16 protein-coding genes and 2 pseudogenes are annotated in these 22,363 nt (G+C 27.3%); 3 read left to right on the top strand and 15 right to left on the bottom strand.

The window, feature by feature from the left end; translation table 11 throughout:
* Positions 1-235 precede the first annotated feature (235 nt).
* The 10 genes and pseudogenes from AVBRAN9331_RS08350 to lolA form a co-directional block, all read right to left on the bottom strand.
* Positions 236-547, bottom strand: a complete 312-nt coding sequence (locus tag AVBRAN9331_RS08350; RefSeq protein ID WP_214118419.1) for a DMT family transporter — start codon at positions 545-547, stop codon at positions 236-238.
* 37 nt (positions 548-584) lie between these two features.
* Positions 585-1,079, bottom strand: a pseudogene (locus tag AVBRAN9331_RS09895) (methyl-accepting chemotaxis protein); the annotation flags it as partial.
* Positions 1,080-1,442: 363 nt separating this feature from the next.
* Positions 1,443-2,258, bottom strand: a pseudogene (locus AVBRAN9331_RS09900) (cache domain-containing protein); the annotation flags it as partial.
* Between the two features lie 140 nt (positions 2,259-2,398).
* Positions 2,399-6,298: a hypothetical protein gene (locus AVBRAN9331_RS08360; protein ID WP_336612799.1), complete on the bottom strand. Its 3,900-nt coding sequence runs from the start codon at positions 6,296-6,298 to the stop codon at positions 2,399-2,401.
* An 86-nt stretch (positions 6,299-6,384) separates the two neighbouring features.
* Positions 6,385-6,918, bottom strand: coding sequence for a molybdopterin adenylyltransferase (gene mog, locus AVBRAN9331_RS08365; RefSeq protein ID WP_214150363.1), 534 nt, complete (start codon positions 6,916-6,918; stop codon positions 6,385-6,387).
* 9 nt (positions 6,919-6,927) lie between these two features.
* Entirely contained in the window at positions 6,928-8,448 is a 1,521-nt protein-coding gene (locus AVBRAN9331_RS08370) for an AAA family ATPase (protein ID WP_336612800.1), read from the bottom strand.
* Positions 8,423-9,670, bottom strand: a complete 1,248-nt coding sequence (mtaB, locus tag AVBRAN9331_RS08375) for a tRNA (N(6)-L-threonylcarbamoyladenosine(37)-C(2))-methylthiotransferase MtaB (RefSeq protein WP_214118410.1) — start codon at positions 9,668-9,670, stop codon at positions 8,423-8,425. The genes AVBRAN9331_RS08370 and mtaB overlap by 26 nt, the downstream gene beginning before the upstream one ends.
* On the bottom strand, positions 9,654-11,222 hold the full coding sequence (locus tag AVBRAN9331_RS08380) for a mechanosensitive ion channel domain-containing protein (RefSeq protein ID WP_214118407.1): 1,569 nt from the start codon (positions 11,220-11,222) through the stop codon (positions 9,654-9,656). Before AVBRAN9331_RS08380 ends, mtaB begins: the two co-directional genes overlap by 17 nt.
* On the bottom strand, positions 11,219-12,250 hold the full coding sequence (gene aroB / locus AVBRAN9331_RS08385; protein WP_214118405.1) for a 3-dehydroquinate synthase: 1,032 nt from the start codon (positions 12,248-12,250) through the stop codon (positions 11,219-11,221). The genes AVBRAN9331_RS08380 and aroB overlap by 4 nt, the downstream gene beginning before the upstream one ends.
* Positions 12,251-12,254: 4 nt before the next feature.
* Complete coding sequence (gene lolA / locus AVBRAN9331_RS08390) at positions 12,255-12,785, bottom strand: LolA-like outer membrane lipoprotein chaperone (RefSeq protein ID WP_214118404.1); 531 nt, start codon at positions 12,783-12,785, stop codon at positions 12,255-12,257.
* 81 nt (positions 12,786-12,866) lie between these two features.
* On the opposite strand from lolA, the gene secA reads away from it, so the two are divergent.
* Both secA and AVBRAN9331_RS08400 read left to right on the top strand, forming a co-directional pair.
* The gene (secA, locus tag AVBRAN9331_RS08395) at positions 12,867-15,368 is read left to right on the top strand and encodes a preprotein translocase subunit SecA (RefSeq protein WP_267523543.1); all 2,502 of its coding nucleotides are present in this window, start codon (positions 12,867-12,869) and stop codon (positions 15,366-15,368) included.
* Positions 15,365-16,126, top strand: a complete 762-nt coding sequence (locus AVBRAN9331_RS08400) for a glycosyltransferase family 25 protein (protein WP_336612801.1) — start codon at positions 15,365-15,367, stop codon at positions 16,124-16,126. Before secA ends, AVBRAN9331_RS08400 begins: the two co-directional genes overlap by 4 nt.
* 1 nt (position 16,127) lies before the next feature.
* Here the strand turns inward: AVBRAN9331_RS08400 and AVBRAN9331_RS08405 are convergent, their stop codons facing one another.
* Entirely contained in the window at positions 16,128-17,996 is a 1,869-nt protein-coding gene (locus tag AVBRAN9331_RS08405; RefSeq protein WP_336612802.1) for a DUF1561 family protein, read from the bottom strand.
* Between the two features lie 51 nt (positions 17,997-18,047).
* On the opposite strand from AVBRAN9331_RS08405, the gene AVBRAN9331_RS08410 reads away from it, so the two are divergent.
* On the top strand, positions 18,048-18,593 hold the full coding sequence (locus AVBRAN9331_RS08410; RefSeq protein WP_336612803.1) for a gamma carbonic anhydrase family protein: 546 nt from the start codon (positions 18,048-18,050) through the stop codon (positions 18,591-18,593).
* Between the two features lie 11 nt (positions 18,594-18,604).
* Here AVBRAN9331_RS08410 and AVBRAN9331_RS08415 read toward each other — a convergent pair whose 3' ends face one another.
* The 4 genes from AVBRAN9331_RS08415 to AVBRAN9331_RS08430 are packed head-to-tail and all read right to left on the bottom strand — an operon-like array spanning position 18,605 to position 22,292.
* Positions 18,605-19,384: an ATP-grasp domain-containing protein gene (locus tag AVBRAN9331_RS08415; RefSeq protein WP_214120340.1), complete on the bottom strand. Its 780-nt coding sequence runs from the start codon at positions 19,382-19,384 to the stop codon at positions 18,605-18,607.
* Positions 19,381-20,142, bottom strand: a complete 762-nt coding sequence (locus AVBRAN9331_RS08420; RefSeq protein WP_336612804.1) for an ABC transporter ATP-binding protein — start codon at positions 20,140-20,142, stop codon at positions 19,381-19,383. The genes AVBRAN9331_RS08415 and AVBRAN9331_RS08420 overlap by 4 nt, the downstream gene beginning before the upstream one ends.
* Positions 20,136-21,185: a FecCD family ABC transporter permease gene (locus AVBRAN9331_RS08425; RefSeq protein ID WP_336612805.1), complete on the bottom strand. Its 1,050-nt coding sequence runs from the start codon at positions 21,183-21,185 to the stop codon at positions 20,136-20,138. The genes AVBRAN9331_RS08420 and AVBRAN9331_RS08425 overlap by 7 nt, the downstream gene beginning before the upstream one ends.
* Positions 21,186-21,191: 6 nt before the next feature.
* Positions 21,192-22,292, bottom strand: a complete 1,101-nt coding sequence (locus AVBRAN9331_RS08430; protein ID WP_214120343.1) for an ABC transporter substrate-binding protein — start codon at positions 22,290-22,292, stop codon at positions 21,192-21,194.
* Positions 22,293-22,363: the final 71 nt, after the last annotated feature.

Genomic DNA, 22,363 nt, shown 5'->3' on the forward strand with positions numbered 1-22,363 from the left:
ATTAAAGATAATTTTATAGTTCTATTCATTTTCTCCCCTAAAAAATAAATGAAAAATGCTTTATTATAGTTAAAAATCAATATATAAAGGTTAATCAATTACTAACAAAATGGGGGGGGGTATTTATAAAATTAAAAATATTTTTAAATATTTTATATAAATATATTCTAAGTTATATAAATATTTATAAGATTTAATAAAATAAACAAATTATTAAAATATATCTTTTTTAATATCAACTTACAATTTTAATTCCAACTAACCCTATTAATATAAGACTTAAAAACATAAGTTTTAAAAAGCTAATACTATCATTAAAAACCATAATCCCAATCAAAGCCGTTCCTAACCCACCAATACCAGTCCATACAATATAAGCTGTGCTGATAGGAATATTTTTTTGCGCTAAATACAAAAATAACCCGCTAAGCCCCATTGATACTATAGAAAACACTATCCATATTTTTGAGCCATTACTAGCTAATTTAAAGCCAATAGGCCAACCAATCTCAAAAGCACCTGCTAAGATTAAGTATATCCAAGACATTAAAACTCCTTAAATACAAAATCTTAGCAAGAATATATTATGATTTAAATTCGCTTAATTTTTTATCTAATTCTTCGCTGATATTAGTTAATTGACTTGCAGCTTTTGCTATTTCTTCTACACTTCTTGCGTTTTCATTAGTGATTTTTGCAATTTGTGAAACTTCATTTAAAATATCTTCAATTTGTTTGCTAGCGTTGATATAATTATCCACGGTCTTATCACTACTAATTATTGCTTCTTTTAATTTTTGTTCCATATTTTTAATTAGCTCTTCGCTACCATTTGCAACATTTGTTAAATTACTAATTTGTTTAGAATTATCACTCATTTGCTCGCTTGCATCTTTAATACCTTGAACTATAACACTTATTGTTGCATTTATTTCACTAAGGCTTTTTTGAGTTCTTTCTGCTAGGCTTCTTACTTCATCAGCTACTACGGCAAATCCACGCCCATGCTCTCCTGCTCTTGCAGCTTCTATTGCAGCATTTAGTGCAAGTAAGTTAGTCTGGTCTGCTACATCGTTAATTATTTCTAAAATAGATTTAACATTATCAGCATCACGGCTTAATTGCTCAATCTTACTAGCTAAAGCACTTTCTATATCTGCACTATGATTTATTTGATTAGTTAATGAATTAATAGCATTAATGGTCTCGTGAATACTAGTTGTGCTACCTCTTAGTTCATTTTTACTATCATTGGCACTATTTATACCTGATGATAAACTATCCTTGGTTAATTTACCTTCTTCAACAACATTTTCAACTATATTAAAGCTTTCTTCACTTCTTTTTCCTGTTTGCATACTAACACTACTAAGCTCGGCTGCTATTGTTTTATTTTCATAAGATATTTGTTTTACTTCGTTAATTAAAATCCTAATCTTACCAATGAAATCATTTATAGCTTTACTAGCACTTGCTATTTCATCTTTGCCTTTTATTTCTAAAAGTTTAGTTAAATCCCCATCTCCTTTAGATAAATCATAAGCTTTTTGGGTTAGTTCATTTAATGGTTTGCTAATCCAAATTCTAATAACAATCAGCCATAAAGCAAGAATAATAATACATAAAATAACTGCAAATACAGAATAGTTTAAAACAACTTCATTTTTCTTATCTAATACTTTTGCACTAATTTCTGCTATTTCTTCTTTAGCTTCTACTAAGTAAATTACGCTTATATATACATAATCATTGAAACTATCTTTTTCTACATAATACACCACATCTCTTTCTGGTCTTGTCTTATCAGCTTTCATATGGGTTGTTACAAATCCACCACCATTATTTGCTGTTTGAATTATTTCTTGTATGTATAATTTACCATTAGAATCTTTTTTATTATAAGCATTTTCACCAATTCTATCTTTTAGATAGTGCATTACATATTCGCCTTTTTTATTAATTACAAATAAATTAACAGAGCGATTTTTTAAGTCTAATTCACTTAAAAATGTAAGAATATTTTTATTATAACTTTCTTGATTTTCACTTGTTGAATGAATTTTTTTAGACATTGAAGTAATTAAGCTAGTAATACTAACTGCTGTTTTTTTCGCATCATCAACACTCATATTATCAAGAGCTTCTTGAGCGATATTGTCTAATTCATTCATACCTTTACTAGCTACTAAAATAGCACTTAAATTAATAATCAGTAATGAAACAAAAGCAAATAAAGTAATTTTGTAAGATAATTTCATATAGCTCCTTTAATATTTTAATAATTAAAATCGCTAATTCTATTTATGCTAAGTTAAAATAATGTTAAAAAATAGTAAATAAATTAATAAGAAATATATGTTAAAAATAAAAGCCCTTAGATAAACTAAGGGCTAGATAATTATTTTACAAATTCAATTGTAAATGTAGCGTCAGAATCAAGATAGCTAAATGCTTTATCCTTTACTCTAAATCTTAAAGTATCTTTTATATATTGGTTGTTTTCTAAATTAGTTGGAACTTCGTAAGTATCTCCAGGTATTTCTTTTTTAGAATAATCAGAAATAAAGCTAAATCCACCTTTAGCATCATTATATACTTTTGAATAATTACTTAAATTCTTAGAATCCATTTTTACAAATTTATTATTATCGTATTTAAATACCCAAGCGTCAGTTTCACTAATTTTGCGAGTTGTTCCTGTGTTTTTATTTAAATCTTTAAAGAATAAACCTGTATAAGCAAACTCATAAGGATTTGTTAATAAATTACTTACATTTAAACTACCGCCACCATTAAACTTAATCTCTGCTTCTGCAGATTTTATTAAGAATTTAGGGTCTAAATTAGGCTTAGTGCCATCGTATTTTGGATAACCAATTTTAACTAAAATTTTACCAAATTCTTTTGCACTAAACTTGCTATCATCATAGGTGCTTAGTTTAGCACTTGGGTCAATTAAACTTAAAGCATTGTCAAATCCACTATTTAATCCAGTTACCTTAAATCCACCTTTTGTTCCACTTGTAGCTGTTACGCCTAAAGTTTCTGAATCAGCTTTAATAATTACTTTATTTACATTTGGTGTTGGGTCATACCCTAAATTAATATTAATAGTTGCGTCATCATTAGCAAATTTTTTATAAAAATAATTATTAGTATTTTTATTAGCTACTTGCAATGGTAATGCCAATCTTTCAGAGTCATTATCACTAAATGGAACATAATTAGTAAAGCTTGTATTTGTTAAATAAGGTCTAATAGCCATATTCGTATTATCAATTTGTAATCCTAGTGTCTCATCTGCTATAAAATTAACAGTAAGTTCATTACCTGGAGTTTGGCAGTTAATTTTACCATCTGAATTAATCTTATTAGCATTAGTAATATCTACAGCAACATTAGAATTTACGCATAAATCTTGCTCTAAATCTCCTATAGTAAATTTATTTTCAGAGAATGCTATTTGAGCGTCTGTTACTAAAGGAAACACGGTTTTTATATCAAAATTACCATTTGTTTTATTAAAATCAACAAATGTTCTACTAGCAGCTTTTGAGCCAACTTGATTTAATTGAACTGAGTTTTTATCTTCTAAATAGAATTTCTTAACACTACCTTTTGAATCACTTACTTTTAATTCTGCAACACTAATTCCAAATCTATCATCTTTTAAATCCGCAGTGAAAGTTACATTATTGTTTGGATATTTTTTATCTTCTTTACCTGCTTTTTTATCAAATGTATCAAGTGTGCCTACTTTATAAGTAATGCTATCTGGTCTAATTGAGAATGTATTTGAACTTCTATCGCCTAATACTGAACATTCTTCAAAAATGTTATCGTATTCTGCAATTTCGTATCTAAATTGATAATTTTGATTTACAGCTAATTTATCTTTTAAATGTAAAACCATTTTGTTATCAATTGGATAATAACCTTTACATTCTGTAGTTGATTTTGAAAGTTTTTGAGTTCCGTTATAAATATCTGCATTTAACTCATCAGAACCATTATAAAACTTAATGTATTGTTTATAAAGAACTTTAACATCTGGTTTTGTAAAGCCTAAATATATATCTTGACTACTTGTTCTTGTATAAATCTTATCAGCTACCTTTGTATTTGAAGCAATTTTATTATTTTCTAATATTTTAGTAGCATCAATATTATTATAAGCTGTTCCAAAATTAATACCATTTGGCATTTCACTATGACCTAAGATAATTTCTACACTACCCTTTGGAGCACCTTTTACAATATCAACACCTGAAGCTTGAAACATTGGTCTTTCATAAGTTCTTTTTACTTCTTGAATTTTGCAAGCACCACTTGTTGGACATACTTCTTCTCTATTTGTTTCGGTAATTTCTTCAATAATTTCTAAAGGTTTAAATGTGAATTTATAAACATTACCTTTTAATAAATCATTATCATCAATTTTAGCTAGTTTTTTGAATGTATCTTTTGTAAATTTTAATCCAAAACCAGTTATGTTTTCTTTCTGAACTAATTCATATTTAGTATTGGTTGAAATCACTTCTGTTTTAGAATCTACTGCACCATTCGCATCTGCCATTCTTTGCTTTGTTAATTCAAAACTTGTTAAATAATATTTAACTGAAATATTATTTGCTTTTCTATCTTCAGCGTTAAATGGAGTTTTATTATTATTTAAAGCAATATATACATCATCTAAATTAGTAACTTTTAAAGGTTTGCTATCTTTTTTATCAGTTTGATTTGCTTCATTTGTTATTTGATAATAATTAGCATCAGGGATAAATTTAACAGCTAGATTTGATACTTGTGTAGTTACAACAGACCCTTTTCCTTGAGAATTATATTGTTTGTTAGTTACAAATGAAGGTCTAACATTTACACTGAAATTATAAGTATCATCATCTCCTAAAACAATACCTTTTCTAGTAGTGTTATTTTTGTGAATACTAAACACATAATTTTTTCTTACAATCTCCTTAGCATCATCTTTTCTAAAATCTTCTTGATTTAAATAATCAAAATAATTAGCTCTTGAATATTGTGATGAATAATGCTCTAAATCATAATTATAGCACTTGCTAACACCACCGGCATAATCATTCACACGATTGCCATTTTTATTATCATTATAATCTGATAGCAAATCACCATAATCAAAAGGTTTAATTTTTGAATTCTTTAAAATTATAGCTTCTAAAGCTCTGTCTTTAGCAAAAGTATTAGGATTATTGTTTAATTCTAAATATTTATTATAAACATCACAAACACCTAATACTACAGAGTTATTATAATTTTCATTAACAAAAATTAATTTATTAACGTCCCAAGAAGCAATACTATAAGTTGTTAAGCTACCATTTAATAAGCTAGAACAACCTTTCATTCCTTGAATATCACCTGCATTTGTTTTATCACCAACAACATTTGAAAAGTTTCTATATACCCAACCATTGCTACCTGCAAACTCATTTTGGTCTAATAAATACACTAAATATTGACTATTAATAACAGTTGGACTACTTGAAACTATAACTCTACCTGTTGTATTTGCATGAAATTCTTTATAATATTCTTCTATAAACTTTTTCTTATCATTACCATCTAAATCTGATTTTAACTTAACATTAGTTGAAAATGTTTTACTAGATGAAAAATTTTGAACTTCAGGTGTTCTAAAACCAACTGCAGCATAATATGGGTCGTAATCAATATCATCTAAGCCTTTTTGAGAATTATTTATATAATTCAATTCTGCTTCAAAAACTTTTTTACATACTTCTTTGTCTGTATTTTTAATTTCATTTAATTTCTTTTTAATAACATTATCTCTATAGCTATTAACAAATTTTGTAGCTTCTTCATAAGGTGTATATTTAACAGCCATTTTATAAGCTGAATACATTCTAGCATCAAAATAGCTAACTCCACATTGTCTTAATGCTTCATATCTAACCTTTTCTGGGTTTTTAACAACATCGCCTTTTTGAGTTAAGATATTTATTAAATGGAAATAACTCGAATTTTCAGACAAAATTTTGTAAGTATCATCACTTATATCTGGGTTTGCAAAACATTGAACATAAAATTTATCGTTCATCTTTCTTAGCTTAGCACAATCGTTTAAGCCATCAACACTTCTGTTGCCAGGCACAGAATTAATACATTTATTTAAGTGATTACTATGCTGATTTGCATTATCAGTATCCACTATACCTATTTGTAATTCCACTCTATTCTCTGCATTTGCATAAGAAAAAGCCGATAATAATACTAATGAAAACACAATTTTCCTATTCATATTATTCTCCTTAAAAAATTAAAGTTCTAAATTATAATTTTTTTTATTAAATAATTATTGCACTTATGTGCATTTTTGAATATTTTTTACTTACTTTTAGGTCTAAATACCTTTGGTGCATTTTCGCTCTCGTTTATATAACTTGCATTCATTAAGTCTAGGCAATATGGTATCGCAGGAAAAATAGGCTCTATACATTCACGAATTGCTTTTGGCTTACCTGGAAGATTGATTATTAGAGTTTTACCCCTTGTCCCTGCTAATTGACGGCTTAGGATTGCTGTTGGGACAATCTTAAGTGAGCTTGCACGCATTAATTCTCCAAAGCCTGGTAATTCACGCTCGATTGCTTTTTTTGTTGCTTCTGGTGTAACATCTCTTAAAGCTGGTCCTGTTCCACCTGTGGTAAATACCAAATCGCATTCAAATTCATCAGACATTTTAATAATCTCATTTGTAATCAACTCTTCTTCATCAGGGATTAATGAGTATTTAAAATCAATTTCATTTAATAAATATTCTTGCATAATTTTTCTAATCTCTGCTCCACTAATATCTTCATAAACTCCTGCACTTGCTCTATCTGAACTCGTAATTATCCCTATTTTTATAATATCCATTTTTATCCTTTAAAAAAATATTTCTTTATTTAAAAGCAATTCATTTGCTGTATTTTTAATCTCTTCTTCATAAGCTTTTAAATATTCTTTACATTCTTCTTCTAAAGATGATATTTCAAATTCCACATAAAATTTGCTTAATTCTTGTATTTTATCTCTATCTTTAGAAAAATTATTGTAATTTTCGCCTAAAAATAATTCATTTGCTAACATTCCTGATAAAAGAATTTTGATTTCGTTTTTTATTTCTGAAAATGATTTTATATGCTCGTTTGGATAAAAATACTCAAATGTAAATAAATTAGCATAAATTAAATTCGCATCACAAATCTTTGCCATAGTGATTTTACCTGCTTGATAAATAGCTTGAATATATTGCTCGTTTTCGCTTAATTCTAAATCTTCGCTAATGCCGTGCTTTATCACTAAAATCTCATTTATTATTTCTCTTTCGCTTAATCTATCTCTTAGCAACAATTCATTTTCTAAGCTTTTAAAAGAAGCCCCGCTAAAACCTTTTGAAATATAAGCTAAATAATCTAAATTAAAATCAGAACTTATTAAATCTTTTTTAATAAGTTGTTTAAAGAACTCTATTCTGTCGCTATAATTTGGTAAGGTAAAATGAATTTTTTTATCAAATCTTCTAAGTAAAGCCGTATCTAAAACATCAGCTCTATTTGTAGCAGCAATTACTAAGACATTTTTAAGCTCTGCAAAGCCGTCTATTTGAGTTAGCAATTCATTAAGTGTATTTTCACTATCGTTTGCTAAAGCATTGCCACGCTGCTTTCCAAGTGCGTCAATTTCATCAATAAATACTATACAAGGTGCTAATTTTTTAGCATTTGCAAACAATTCTCTAACCCTTTTTGCTCCAAGACCTACAAAAATTTCATTAAAACTACTTGCACTTTGGTATAAAAAATTAACTCCACACTCATTTGCTAAAGCTCTTGCTAACATAGTCTTACCTACTCCACTAGCACCTGTTAACAAAACTCCTTTTATTAAGCAAGGATTGTTGGTTTTAAAAATAGAGCTTAATTTTCTTAATTCTTCCTTGGCTTTAAACTGACCTATAACATCATTAAAATTACTATCTGTTTTGATAACAAATCTAAATTCAGGTTTTAAGACATTATTAATTGGATGATTTGATATACCTTGCTTTGTGCTAAGATTTCTTAAGTATATTAGATAATAAATAAAAATTATTATCATAATAAAAACTAAAATTATTGAATAATCAAATTCTGTTTTATTTTCTACGCTTTTGTATTTTAAGATTTTTTTGATTATTTCTTCATCAGCTAGAATTTTATAATCTTTATCATTTATTGAAAAATAAAGCATATTTTCATAAATGTAAGCGTTTGAAATATTTTTTAATTCTAATGATGAAAACTCATTTAAAGATATATTTTGCTCTTTTTTACTTAGCGAAAATATTCCTAAAGCTATAATTGCAAGAATTATGCAAGCGATTATTATTTTGATATTTTTAGTAAATGGCTTTATTTTTGTCAATTTCTACCTCGTAATCTTTAATATTTATCCAAGTTTTTAATAAGTCTTTATCTGATTTGATTTTAATTAGATTAAAATATTGGTCGTATCCTTGATAATAGCCGTCTTTAAACTGCTCTACTAATACTATTAAATCTTTTTGATTTTTTCTAAATTCATAATTTTTTAATCTAGTAATTTCTTTAATCTCATTTAATCTTTGCTTTGAGATATTTTTATCAACTTCGCCTAAAGTCTTTGCTAATTCTACGCTTTTTGTCCCGTCTCTTTTAGAATACACAAAAGCGTGAAGATGAGTTATAGGGAATTTCTTAAAATTATTAATAGCATCAGCCCATATTTCATCACTCTCACCTGGATGACCTACTATATAATCAGTGCCTAAGGCATAACCTTTATTAGCTAAATATTCAAATAATTCTAAGTCTTTATAAGCTTTATTTCTTCTTTGCATTAGTTTTAGCATTTTTTCATTTGTGTGTTGTAAGGCTATGTGAAGATGTTTTTCAATAAAATCTTCGTCTAATAATTCTTTAAACTCATCATCAATTTGAACCGGCTCAATGCTACCTAAACGAACTCTTTTAATCCCATTTATTTTGCTAATTTCTTTAAGTAATTTTGCTAAAGATAGATTTAAATCCTTTCCGTAACTACCTATATTTGTGCCTGTTAAAACTACTTCTTTATAACCATTATTAGCTAGGGTTTTTATCTGATTTATAATTTGCTCTAATTTTAAGCTTCTAGCCCCACCCCTTACACTAGGAATAATACAATAAGAACAAGCAAAATCGCAGCCTTCTTGGATTTTAACAAATGCTTTTGTGTGGTTTTCGTAATTGCTTACTATTTTTTCATCTATGAAATTTAAATTTCCTAAATCAAATTCCTTTGGATTTAGTATAAACTTATTTATATTTGATTTTAAAGACGCACCCATTACACCATCAACTATTTTGCTATCATATAAGCTTTTGCCAATACTTGCCGCAGCACAACCTGTTAAGATGAACTTAGTATTTGGATTATGATTTTTAATATGTCTTATATATTGCTTTAAGCCTAAATCAGCTTGATTAGTAACCGTGCAAGAATTGATTACTATCATATCAGCTTGTAATTCATCATTTATTATTTCATTATCTTTTATATAGCTTTTGATTAGTTCGCTATCGTAAATATTGGTTCTACAACCAAAAGTTTTAATATATATTTTCATTATTATCCTTTAAAAATGGCTGATTATTTCTTTTATCCATATAAATAGTTTGTGATGGGAAAGCTAATTTTATATCATCACTTGCTTTTAATCTTTTAATAATTTCTTCACTTACTATTGAACGCATTTTAAGAGCTTCTCTTGAATTTGTCATATACCAAATAGATATTTTAATCCCGTATTGCTCTAGCATTACGAATAGTTTCGGGTCTGTTCCTGAATTTTTCATTTGATAATGATTTCTCATTTTTTGAATTGCTTTTTTTGCACTATCGCTGAATGCTTGAGTATGAGAACTAGCTGATTCTAAAATTATTTGTTTTGCCTTTTCAAGATTGCTTGAAAAATCTATTACTATATCTATTCCATCCCAAACGGTTTTCATATAAGAATAATTATAATTTGATATTAATTCTGTGAAAATATAGTGATTTGGTATGTAAATAATTCTTCCAGCACGACGATTTGTCAAAAAAGTAGTATATGTAACATCTTCGTATATAGTCATCTTAAGTAAAGAAATATCAATAATATCTCCTACATAAGTAACTCCATTTTTACTAACCTTTACCCTATCACCTACATGAAAGCCACCACCAAATTGTAAAGTGGCCCAACCAAGTAAGCTCATAAACATATCTTTCATAGCAATAGCAAGACCAGCTGATGCAAATCCTAATACGCTTACTAAATAGCTTATATTCTCAACAAAATAAAATATAGAAAACATAGAAACAATAATAAAAGTAAAAATATTTAAAATCTTAAAAGAAGTATAAACTTTATCTTTATCATCAACATATTTTCTAAGCATCAAACCTAATAAATACCTAGCAATAAATATGCAAATAATAATTGCTATAAAAAATATAGCACTATCATATTGCTTTTTTATATCGTTATTTATAAGCTTAATTGTGTTATTTGCCTTAACTTTAAATATCTCAAAAGCATTTGTGATATTTTCTAAAGCGCTTTTATAATCATTTAATTCTTTTATAGAATATACTAATTCTTGACTTAAATTCTCACTTGGCTCAATGTCATATAGTTCTTGTAAAAGCTTTGTTTTCTTATCTATTTTAGATACTAATGTAGTAAAATCTTTTAATTTTATTTCATATTCTTTTTTCTCATTAGCTAATTCTTTACGCTCTGATAAACCTTCAATAACTAAATAAATATTTGAAATCTTTTTATATTCAGTAGGCTCACTTGGTAGATTTAAATACTTTACTACGCTGTAGCTTTCATAATCTTTTAATACACTTAGTTTATCTTCAAGTGATTTTATGGTATTTTCTAATTGTTCTTTTTGAGTTTTTTTAGCTTTTAATAAATTTTCATTTGCTTCTTTTAATTCATTTTTTAATCTTAAATATTCTTGATAATTTTTATAATTTTTTATAGTGATATTGTCTTTTAATTCATTATTTATAATATGCAATTTTTCTTTGACAGAATACACGCCCTCAAGGTTTTTTGTAAATTCTTCTGTATTTTCTGCATAAATAAAAGTTACAAAAACAAAAAAAGCTAATAAAAATCTCATTCAAATTCCCTTAAAACTTTTAATATTTCATCTTTTGAAATATCATTTTTAATAATGCTTAAATCTTCTTTGCTAGGTAAAATAAAGTTGATTTTTCCACTTAGAGTTTTTTTGTCTTGAAAAAATCCTTCATAGAATTTAGAAGATGAATTGATTTTATAAAATGTAGGTAGATTAAAATTCTTTAAAGTATTTAAAATACTTATTTCAAATTCTTTTGAAATTAAACCTAAATTACAAGCCAATTTATTAGCCATAACCATACCAATAGCAACAGCTTCTCCGTGTAAATAGCCTTTATAATTCGTCTCATTTTCTATAACATGAGCAAAAGTATGACCATAATTTAGTTTCATTCTAAGATTATCTTCAAACTCATCATTTATTACTACATTTGCTTTAATTTTTATTGATTTTTCTACAAATTCTAAAATATTATCAAAAATATCATCAAAACTTAATTTGCTTAATTTGTTATAAAAATCCAAATCAAAACAAACAGCCATTTTAATAACTTCAGCCATAGCAGCACTTAATTCAGCCTTTTTTAAAGTCTTAAAATAATTTGTAAAAATATAAACAGCACTAGGTTGCTTGAATGTGCCTATTAGATTTTTACCATAAGCATTGTTTATGCCTGTTTTACCACCTACTGCTGCATCAACACTAGCAAGTAAGGTTGTAGCTATATTTATATGTTTTATTCCACGCTTATAAATACTAGCTACAAAGCCACCAATATCGCTAATTACCCCACCGCCAAGATTAATTAGCAAATCACTTCTACTAATTTCAGCCTTAAATAATTCTTCTAAAATATAATTAACGCTTTCTTGATTTTTGTATTCTTCTCCATCTGGTATAACTATTATCGCTTTTGGTTGTTTTCCTATTTTTTGTAAAACATCATTTAAGTATAGTTTTTCTAAAGTTGTATTAGTTAAAATTACATAATCTTTATTTATTTTTAATTCTTCATCTATATAAACTTTATATGCTTTATCTTTTAAATCAATATCTATTACCATAACCTCACCTTATTACATCATAATTTTTTGGAATACTATATTTAAAAATATCATCGTTTATTTTTAAATTAATTTTTGAATTTATAAAATCTATGCTTACTTGATTATCTAATTCATCTTTATAACTTATATTTGTTAAAAGATTATTAAGCACTTTTACATAATAAATTATATTATCATACTTAGCTTTATAGATTACAAAATCTTCTTTTTTTTCATATAAAGAAACATTTTTTAAAATATTTGCTAAATCAATTTGTTCTTTACTAATAATTACTTGTTCTAAGTCATCATCAATTATTACAACTTCATTTTTAGTAATATAAACTTTTTTTTCATCAGGGTTTAAGTATTGCCATAAACTTTTTTCATTTTGATAATAAAATTTACCTTCATATATTAAAGTTTTATTACTCAAATCAACTACTTTTTGAATAAAATCAGCTTCAAAACTATTGTAATTTATATTATCAATTTTAAATGCAAAAGCAAAAATTCCACAAATACAAAGCAAAAAGATTTTTTTAATAATCATTTAAATACCTTTTAAATATCCTTTTATTTATTTTAACAAATATAATTATATTCAAAAATCAAAACCAAGAGGTAAATTTAAATGTTTAAAAATATAGCAAAATGTATATTTGGAACTCGTAATGATAGACTTCTTAAAGCCTACAAAAAAAGAGTATTAAAAATAAATTCTTTAGAAGAAAAATATCAAAAATTAAATGACGAAGAAATTAAAAGCGAATTTCAAAACCTACAAAATAAAGTGCTTGAAGACAATAATAATTTAGATTTAGTTTTAGAAGATGTATTTGCAATAGTAAGAGAAGTTAGCAAAAGAACGCTTGGAATGAGACATTATGATGTGCAATTAATAGGCGGTATGGTTTTAAATGATAAAAGCATAGCAGAAATGAAAACAGGAGAAGGAAAAACCTTAGTAGCAACCTTACCTGTGGTATTAAACGCAATGACAAAAAAAGGCGTTCATGTAGTAACAACAAATGATTATCTAGCAGCAAGAGATGCTAATGAGATGAGTGCTATATATAATTTTCTTGGTTTTAGTGTTGGTATTTTAGTAGGAAACGACCATAGAAATAGAAAAGCTGTTTATGCGTGTGATATTGTTTATGGAACTAATAGTGAATTTGGTTTTGATTATTTAAGAGATAATATGTGCTTTGATGCTGAAGATAAAGTTCAAAGGGGACATTATTTTGTAATAGTTGATGAAGTTGATAGTATTTTAATAGATGAAGCTAGAACTCCATTGATAATTTCAGGGCCAACCAATAGAACATTAGATGGCTATATAAGAGCTAATGAAGTAGCTAAGCAAATGGTTCGCGGAGTTGCACCAGATGATCCTAAAGAAAAACCTAGTGGAGATTTTATAGCAGATGAGAAAAATAGAACTATTTTAATTACAGAGCAAGGAATTTCAAAAGCAGAAAAACTATTTGGAGTTGATAATTTATATAGTCTTGATAATGCTATTTTAGCTCATCAATTAGACCAAGCTTTAAAGGCTAATAATTTATTTTTAAAAGATACTCATTATGTTGTTAAAGATGGCGAAGTAATGATTGTAGATGAATTCACAGGTCGTATTAGCGAAGGAAGACGCTTTAGCGAAGGCTTACATCAAGCACTTGAAGCTAAAGAAGGAGTTAAAATCCAAGAAGAAAGTCAAACTTTAGCAGATATTACCTACCAAAATTATTTTAGAATGTATGAAAAACTTGCTGGTATGACAGGAACAGCTCAAACTGAAGCAACTGAGTTTTCTCAAATATACAACCTTGATGTAATTACAATCCCGACTAATGTGCCTGTAATTAGAAAAGATTTAGATGATTTAATTTATAAAACTCAAGATGAGAAATTTAAAGCCGTAGTTGATGAAATAAAAAAAGCTAACGCAAAAGGACAACCTGTATTAGTTGGAACTGCAAGTATTGAAAAAAGCGAGCTTTTACACGAGTATTTAAAAAAGGCAAAAATAGCTCACAATGTATTAAATGCTAAAAATCACGCTCACGAAGCAGAAATTATTAAAGATGCAGGTAAAAAAGGAGCAGTTACTATTGCAACTAATATGGCTGGTCGTGGTGTTGATATAAAAATTACTGATGAGATTAGAGAATTAGGTGGCTTATATATAATAGGAACTGAAAGACACGAAAGCCGTAGAATTGATAATCAATTGCGTGGTCGTGCTGGAAGACAAGGTGATCCTGGTGTTAGTAGATTTTATTTAAGTCTTGAAGATAATTTATTAAGAATTTTTGGTGGAGATAAGCTAAAAGCAATTTTTACTAGATTAAAAATCGCTGAAGGTGAAAGCATAGAAAGCTCACTTGTAACTCGTGCAGTAGCAAGTGCTCAAAAAAAGGTAGAAAATCTTCATTTTGAAAGTAGAAAACATATACTTGAATATGATGATGTAGCAAACGAACAAAGAAAAACTATATATAAATATAGAAATGAATTGCTAGATACAAATTATGATATTGAGACAAAAGTTGAGCAAAATATAGCTGAATATGTGGATTATTTAATTCATAACTTAAATGATTTAAGTGCTGAAAATTTAGTTGAATTATTCAAAAATGAAATTAATTTAGAGCTAGATTTAGAATTATTAAAAACTTTAAACACAGAAGAAAGCAGAAGTGTTATTATTGATGCAATAACTACTATGTTAAAAGTTAAATTTAGCATAGTTCCTGATAGTGAAAAGGAAAGAATTGAAAAATTATTATATCTACAAGTTTTAGATGGTGCTTGGAGAGAGCATTTGTATCAAATGGATATTTTAAAAACAGGTATTGGTCTTCGTGGATATAATCAAAAAGACCCATTAGTAGAATATAAAAGAGAAAGTTATAATTTATTTATGGAGCTAGTTGAAAGAATTAAAAGTGAAAGTATAAAAGTATTACTAATAATTCAACTAAGAATGCCTGAAACTAATGAAGAAATTCAAGAAATTGAAAAACCTATCAAAAAGCAATCAAGAAATGAACCTTGTGCTTGTGGTAGTGGTAAGAAATATAAAGATTGTTGTGGCAAAAGTGGGCCACAAAAAGGCGTATTTGCTTGAAATTCTTTATAATTAATCTTGAGCAAGATATAGAAAAAAGACAAAAAATAACAGCCCTTTGCGAAAGCTTAGGGCTTAATTATGAAATAATTAAAGCTGTATATGGCAAAGCGTTGAGTGAAGATGAAATAAAAAAAAATACCTATCCTAAAGAAGAACAATTAAAATTATTCAAAAGAACTTTAAGCCTTGGAGAAATAGGCTGCGCTATGAGTCATAGATTGTGTTATCAAAAAATTATAGAGCAAAATCTAGAAGATGCAATTATTTTAGAAGATGATGCAGTATTTGATGAAAATTTATTAGAATTTTTAAAATATAAAAATGAATTTCCTAAAGATTTAGAACTTTTATTATTAGGTCATCAAAGGCAAATTTATAGCGATGATGGTTTTAGAATTGAAAGTCCATTTTCATTAAGATTTAATAAAAAAATTTTAAATTGGAATTTAAAAAGATTAGTAGGAAGAGGAAATGGTGCATATGGATATTATATAACTAATAATGGAGCACAAAAATTATTTAAAGCAATGAATAAATTTCACTTACCAGCTGATTTATATACAAGTAATGAAACATTTATCAATTTATATGCAATTTATCCAATTTTAATCAAATTAGGAATTATTAATACTTCTTCAACACAAGAAAATTTTAAAAATAAAAAACGCTCAAAAATTAGTAAATATTTTAAACTATTGAAAAATAAAATACAATTTTTTATCCCGTCTTTAAAAAAGCCAAGAGATTATGTTTAGCTTAATTGCTAAACATAAAATCAATTTCCATTAATTCACATCTTCCATTATTGCAAGTATTTGCATTATTTGGATTTAAGAAATTACCATTACCCCTTCTAAAACTACCATCTCCGGTGCAATCAAACTGATTTAAGTATTCTCCTAATACATTATCTCTATTTCCAACTAAACCAATTAAAGTTAATGCCTCTATTTGATATCTTCCATTTGCCGTAACAGAAAGCTCTAAGCTTCTTAAATTATTAGCAGGTCTTACTAATTCTAAATATTCTTCTTCACTTATATTTTCATTATTTGTTGGAATTACCACAACCCCGTGATTTGTAATAACTATAGGAATAGCGTGAGCTCTACCATTACTAAGGCTTACTAAAGCTATATATAAAGAACCAGCAGGAGAGCGGGTAAGTCTTATTAATTCTCTACCAATATCATCTCCAGTATAAACTGAACTTAAACTCCAATCAAATCTTGGCAATATATTTCTAGTTAAAGCCCAAATCGCCCTAACTCCTCTATGATAAATTGGCTCTCCGAATACCAACTCATTTCCCCAAAAGTTAAAAGCTCCTTGCATTAGATTATATAATGCTGGATTTCTTCTTTGAAAAGACACAAAAGGACTTCTATGCTCGCTATAATCAAATAAATAACCATTATTATCAAGTGCTAAATCAGGATTATATGGATATACTTGAGTTAATAAAGATACTATTTCAAAAGTTTGCAGCATACAAATTCCACAAATTCCACTAGCATCATTACTACTATCACTTGTTCTTGTTATCGCATAAAGTCTTCTTATCCAATTATCATCTAAAACATTAAAATTAGCTAAGTTAAAGAAATTTAAATCTCTTTTTACTCTTCTTTCATTTCCACATTTGTGCGAATTAAATCCCGCATTTCTATAATTAAAATTCCATAAATCATACACACTACTATCAAAGAAAAATTGAGTATTCTTTAAAGAACTTCCCGCAAGATTAATTTTATAATAATCTTTTGTAACAACAAATAATCTTCCTAAATCACTGCCCCTTGCAACTTCTAAAATATTATTTTTATTATCCACTATAAAAGAACCATCAAATAGATTTAAATTCCAATAAAAATCATTCTCTCTATCTTCAAAATTACATTTCTCAAATCTTAAATAACTAGCATTTAAATTAGATAAATTAGTCTTTAAACATTCAAAATTACCATTGTTATATAAAGCAATTTTACCTGAACTAAAATCATAATAAAAATTAGTTGGATTGGTTTTATTTGCATTATTTTTACCCAAATAATACTTAGTTCTAACTCCACTTGTTCTATTTTCTACATAAAAATATATTGGTGTTTTTAAAGCATAATTTACGGGTGGCGCAATAGCTTCAAGCCATTCTTTCATAACGCCTTCAAAAATTTTTATTTTATTACCAAAATTATTTTTAGTAGCCACTAATAAAAAGTTCTTTTCTGTGATTTTCATATTTGAAAATGCCTTTAAGCTAAAAGCATCATTATTAATATCAAACCATTGAGATTTATCGTTTAATACACAAGGGCGAAGTTCTACATAATCGCTCCCCATCTTGCCATTTTTCATTCTATCCCCAAGCGATGCACAAACCCAACTATCATTATATCTAAAAGCAAGTCTTTTATATACATCGTATCTTGTGATACTTGAGTTCTTACAATCTTGCATACCTACTAGCAATCTTCCATCAGCTAACTTAGGGCTAAGACAAAATAATTTTCCATCGTGTGATTGAACAAATAGTCTTGAATCTTGAATTTTATCAGCCTTATGTTGAGTAATAGAATCAGCAAAAAGTATTATATTTAATAAAAATACAACTAATATTTTCTTCATATTTTCTCCTTTTTTATATTATATAATAAAAATTATTATTAAGGAAAGCAAATGTTAGTTAAATACGATAGTTTTTATCCTAATTTAAATAAATCAGTTTTTGTAGCAAATGGAGCTAAAATCATTGGAGATACTACAATTGATGAATATTCATCAATATGGTTTAATGCAGTTATTCGTGCAGATGTAGCTAATATAAAAATAGGAAAATACACAAATATCCAAGATAATTCTACAATTCATGTAGCAAGAGCTTTATATAATGAACTAGGAGTTGAGATTAGCCCTAAAACACCTTGTATAATAAAAGATTATGTAACTATAGGGCATAACTCTATAATCCACGCTTGCACGATAAATTCCAATGTATTAGTAGGAATGGGAAGTGTGATTATGGATGGAGCGGTTATTAATGAAAACTCAATAATAGGTGCAAATTCATTAGTAACTAAAAATAAAGTTTTTCCACCAAATTCATTAATTCAAGGAAGTCCTGCAAAAGTTGTTAGAGAATTAAGCAATGAAGAAATAAAAGCTATTAAAAACCAAGCTTTAGAATATGCAGAAGTTAGTAAAAAATATCTAGAAAATTCTTAAAATCAAATTCCTTAAAATTTTAAGGAATTTAAATATTTTTTCATTTTATTTGCAAAAATACTTGCAAACTCTGGCTTTTTATCAAAATACAAAGCAGGTTCAATACATTCAATTTCATTTATATAAAACCTATCAGCCAAAAATATATCACACCTTGCATAAAAGCTATCTTTTGGAATATATTTGCTAGCTAAAGATATAAGCTCATCACTTGGATTAAAATCATCTATTTTTACACCATAATTATAGTTTGCTCTAAAATCATTATTTTTAGTTCTTAAAATACTATATTGATATGCCCCTTCAAAAAATACCAAACAAGCTTCGCTATCGTGATTAATGTATTCTTGAATTAAGGCTTTATCTTTATAAAATTGTAAATTAATATCATCATTAAACCTTGCTACACCATTTCCGCTTTGACCTATTAAGGGTTTTATGATTTGATTTGGCTTTAATTTTATATCTTTAATATCTACAATATTAGATTTTACAGCGTCTTTTATATCTAGTAAATATGATTTATCTAAGTTTTTTCTAATTAATTTTGTATTATTTATCAAAATAATATTATTTAACTCACAAAAATCTAAAAATCTCAAAAACTCATCTACTTTAAGAGAATAATCCCAAACACCAAGTGGCAAAATAACACAATCTTTTAAATTCTCATACTCTTGCCACACAAAAAACTCACACTCAAAACCCAAGCTCAAAAACTCATTTTTAAGTATTCTAAGACCTATAGAACCTTCTTTATAAATATCTTGCATTGCTATATAAATTTTCATTTTGTTCCTAAAAGTGATATTAAAGGCTTACTTTCATCAGCTAAAACATTTACACTTACATCATATAAATCTTTTAACATTTGTTTTGTGATAATGTCATTTGCTAAACCTTTTTGATAAACTAAATTTTTATGTAAAACTATAAGCTCATCGCAAAACCTTGAAGCTAAATTTAAATCGTGCAAAACAACAATACTAATTAAGTTTTTAGTATAGGTTTGCTTTTGTAAAGCTTCAAGCAATAAGCATTGATAATGCAAATCTAAAGCACTTACAGGCTCATCAAGTAATAATACTTTTGGCTCTTTTGCTAACACTTGAGCAAAACTTATCATCTGCCTTTGTCCGCCTGAAAGTGCGTTTATATTTTTATTAGCTAAATGATTAATATTTAAACCTTTCATTATATTCAATGCAAATTCTAATTCTTCATCTTTTATAAAAAGCCCTAATTTTTTTAATTTTCCAAGCAAAACTACTTCTAAAGCACTAAGATTTGCATTAGAATTAAAATCTTGCAACATATAAGCAATATTGTTTTGCCAAGATTTATAAGTTTTTTTATTTAAAATAAAATCATCTAAACTAATTTTTCCATCTGCTTTTACTCTGCCAAAAATTGCATCTAAAAGTGAACTTTTACCAGCACCATTTGCACCTATTATTGCATATATTTTTCCATTTTCAAATTCTAAATTGATTTTATCTAATATTAAATTATTAGCTCTTTTAACATTTACATCTTTTAAGATTAGCATACCCTTCTCCTACTATATACTATAAAAAAGAAAAATGGCACTCCAACAAAAGAAGTAACAATTCCAATAGGAAATAAAGTCCCTATTACTATAATCTTTGAAATCACAGAAGAAAAACTTAAAAATACAGCACCAATTAACATAGATGTAAGCATATAAAATCTTTGGTCTTCTCCTACAAGCATTCTAGCTATATAAGGAGATACAAGCCCAATAAATCCAATAACTCCTACAAAAGAAATAGCCGTTGCACTCATAATTGATACAATTAGCAATGCTTTAAATCTAAGATAAGATAAATTAACGCCCAAAACTTCAGCCCTATTTTCACCTAGTCTAAAAGCACACAACGCCCAACTATCCTTTATAAGTAAAATAACACAAATAATCGTAACCACTCCAACTATAATTACATTAGTCCAATTTGATTTTTGAAGTGAGCCAAAAAGCCAAAAAACAATTTGTTGAGAAATTTCAGGTGCACTTATGTATTGCACTAAAGATAACAATGATTGAAATAAAAATAAAAGCGCAATACCTACTAAAATTAACATTTCAGAACTAAAAGCTCTTGATTTTGCAAACAAAAACAAAACACTAGAACAAACCATAGTCATAGTAAATGCACCAAGTGGAACAGCAAAATAAAGACTAATTCCTGCAAATCCAAATGCAATCACAAGTGAAGCTCCAAAACCAGCCGCAGCAGCTAGTCCTAAAGTATATGGACTTGCCATAGGATTGTTAAGTAAAGTTTGAATTAATGCTCCACCATAACCTAAAGCAGCACCCACAACTAAAGCCATAACAGCCATAGGTAATCTTAATGAATGTGTGATTATATACGATGTATTATCAACTTCAATATCAATAAAAAACGCTTTTAAAATTGATTTTACAACTTCAATAGGACTTATCATAGATGGACCTACAGCTATATCACACACAAAACCTAAAATACCCAAAAATATAAAAAATACAATAATTACAAATTTTTTTCGCTCATATTTTCTATGAGCGATTATTTCTTTACTTAAATTCATCTTTTATCACTTAGCTTGGATACCAAAAGAACCTGTTGGAATTATCGGAAGATATTTTTTGTGATAATCAATATAAGTTTTAATAGGGTCTATATCTTTGAATAAATCAGGATATAAAGCTTTAGCAATAAATTGCACCATAGAAGCATCAACTAATGTTCTACTAGCTCCTTGATATACTGCAAAAAGTCTATTATCTTTTATAGCTGGCAAACTATCCCAACCTGCTCTAGTTTTAAAACCATTTAGCCTTTTATTTGCTTCTTCTTCATTAATTCCAATACCCATTACCATAGCTTCTGGATTTTTCTTAAGTTCAGTTTCACGACCAGCAATTATTATTACATCAGGCTTACTTGCTAAAACTTCTTCAGGATGAATTGGCATCCATTTTTCTACAAGTGGTGCTGCTATATTATCCCCACCTGCAAGGTCAATTAAAGCACCCCACATATCTTTACCAAAAGTATAACTATGCTCTTTTGGACCAAGATTTCCAAATTCTATATAAATTTTTGGCTTTTTAAGATTTGCTTTTTTAATTCTTTCTTGCACATCATCAATTATGCCTTTATAAAAACTTATAAGCTCATTTGCTCTTGCTTCGTTGTTTGTAATTTTTCCTATAACTTCGGTGCTTCTTATGTGTCTTTCAACACTTTCGCGGTTGTAATCAAGTATTACAATAGGAATATTTGCTTTATTAATTGGTTCAAGCTGGTCTTTTATCATCTCATATTGCCAATCAGCTAATACTAATAAATCAGGTTTTAAAGATAATACCTTTTCAACTGAAAATGTACTTAGCTCAACTTCTCCAACATCAGCTATATTATTTAACTCCGGCAAGACTTTAATATAAGCGTCCCAGCTAGCAGGAGTCCAACCAGTCCAAACTTCCTTAGAAAATCCTACTACATTTTTTAAAGCGTCCTTACCACCTACTGCTAAAAAGTCAGTATAGTAAAATCCAAGAACTATTCTTTTAGCAGGTAAATCAACCTTAACTTCTCTATCTAAAACATCTTTAATTACTTCCACTTTAGCATTAGCACCAACACATAAAACACTCGCCACAACTAAGCTTTTTAATAAGCCTTTAAACATTAGTTCTCCTTAATAATGATAATAAGAACTAATATTTTAAATAAAAAATATTAATAATAATTATTAATTTT

It is taken from the genome of Campylobacter sp. RM9331, from assembly GCF_020137685.1.
Classification (GTDB): Bacteria; Campylobacterota; Campylobacteria; order Campylobacterales; family Campylobacteraceae; genus Campylobacter_E.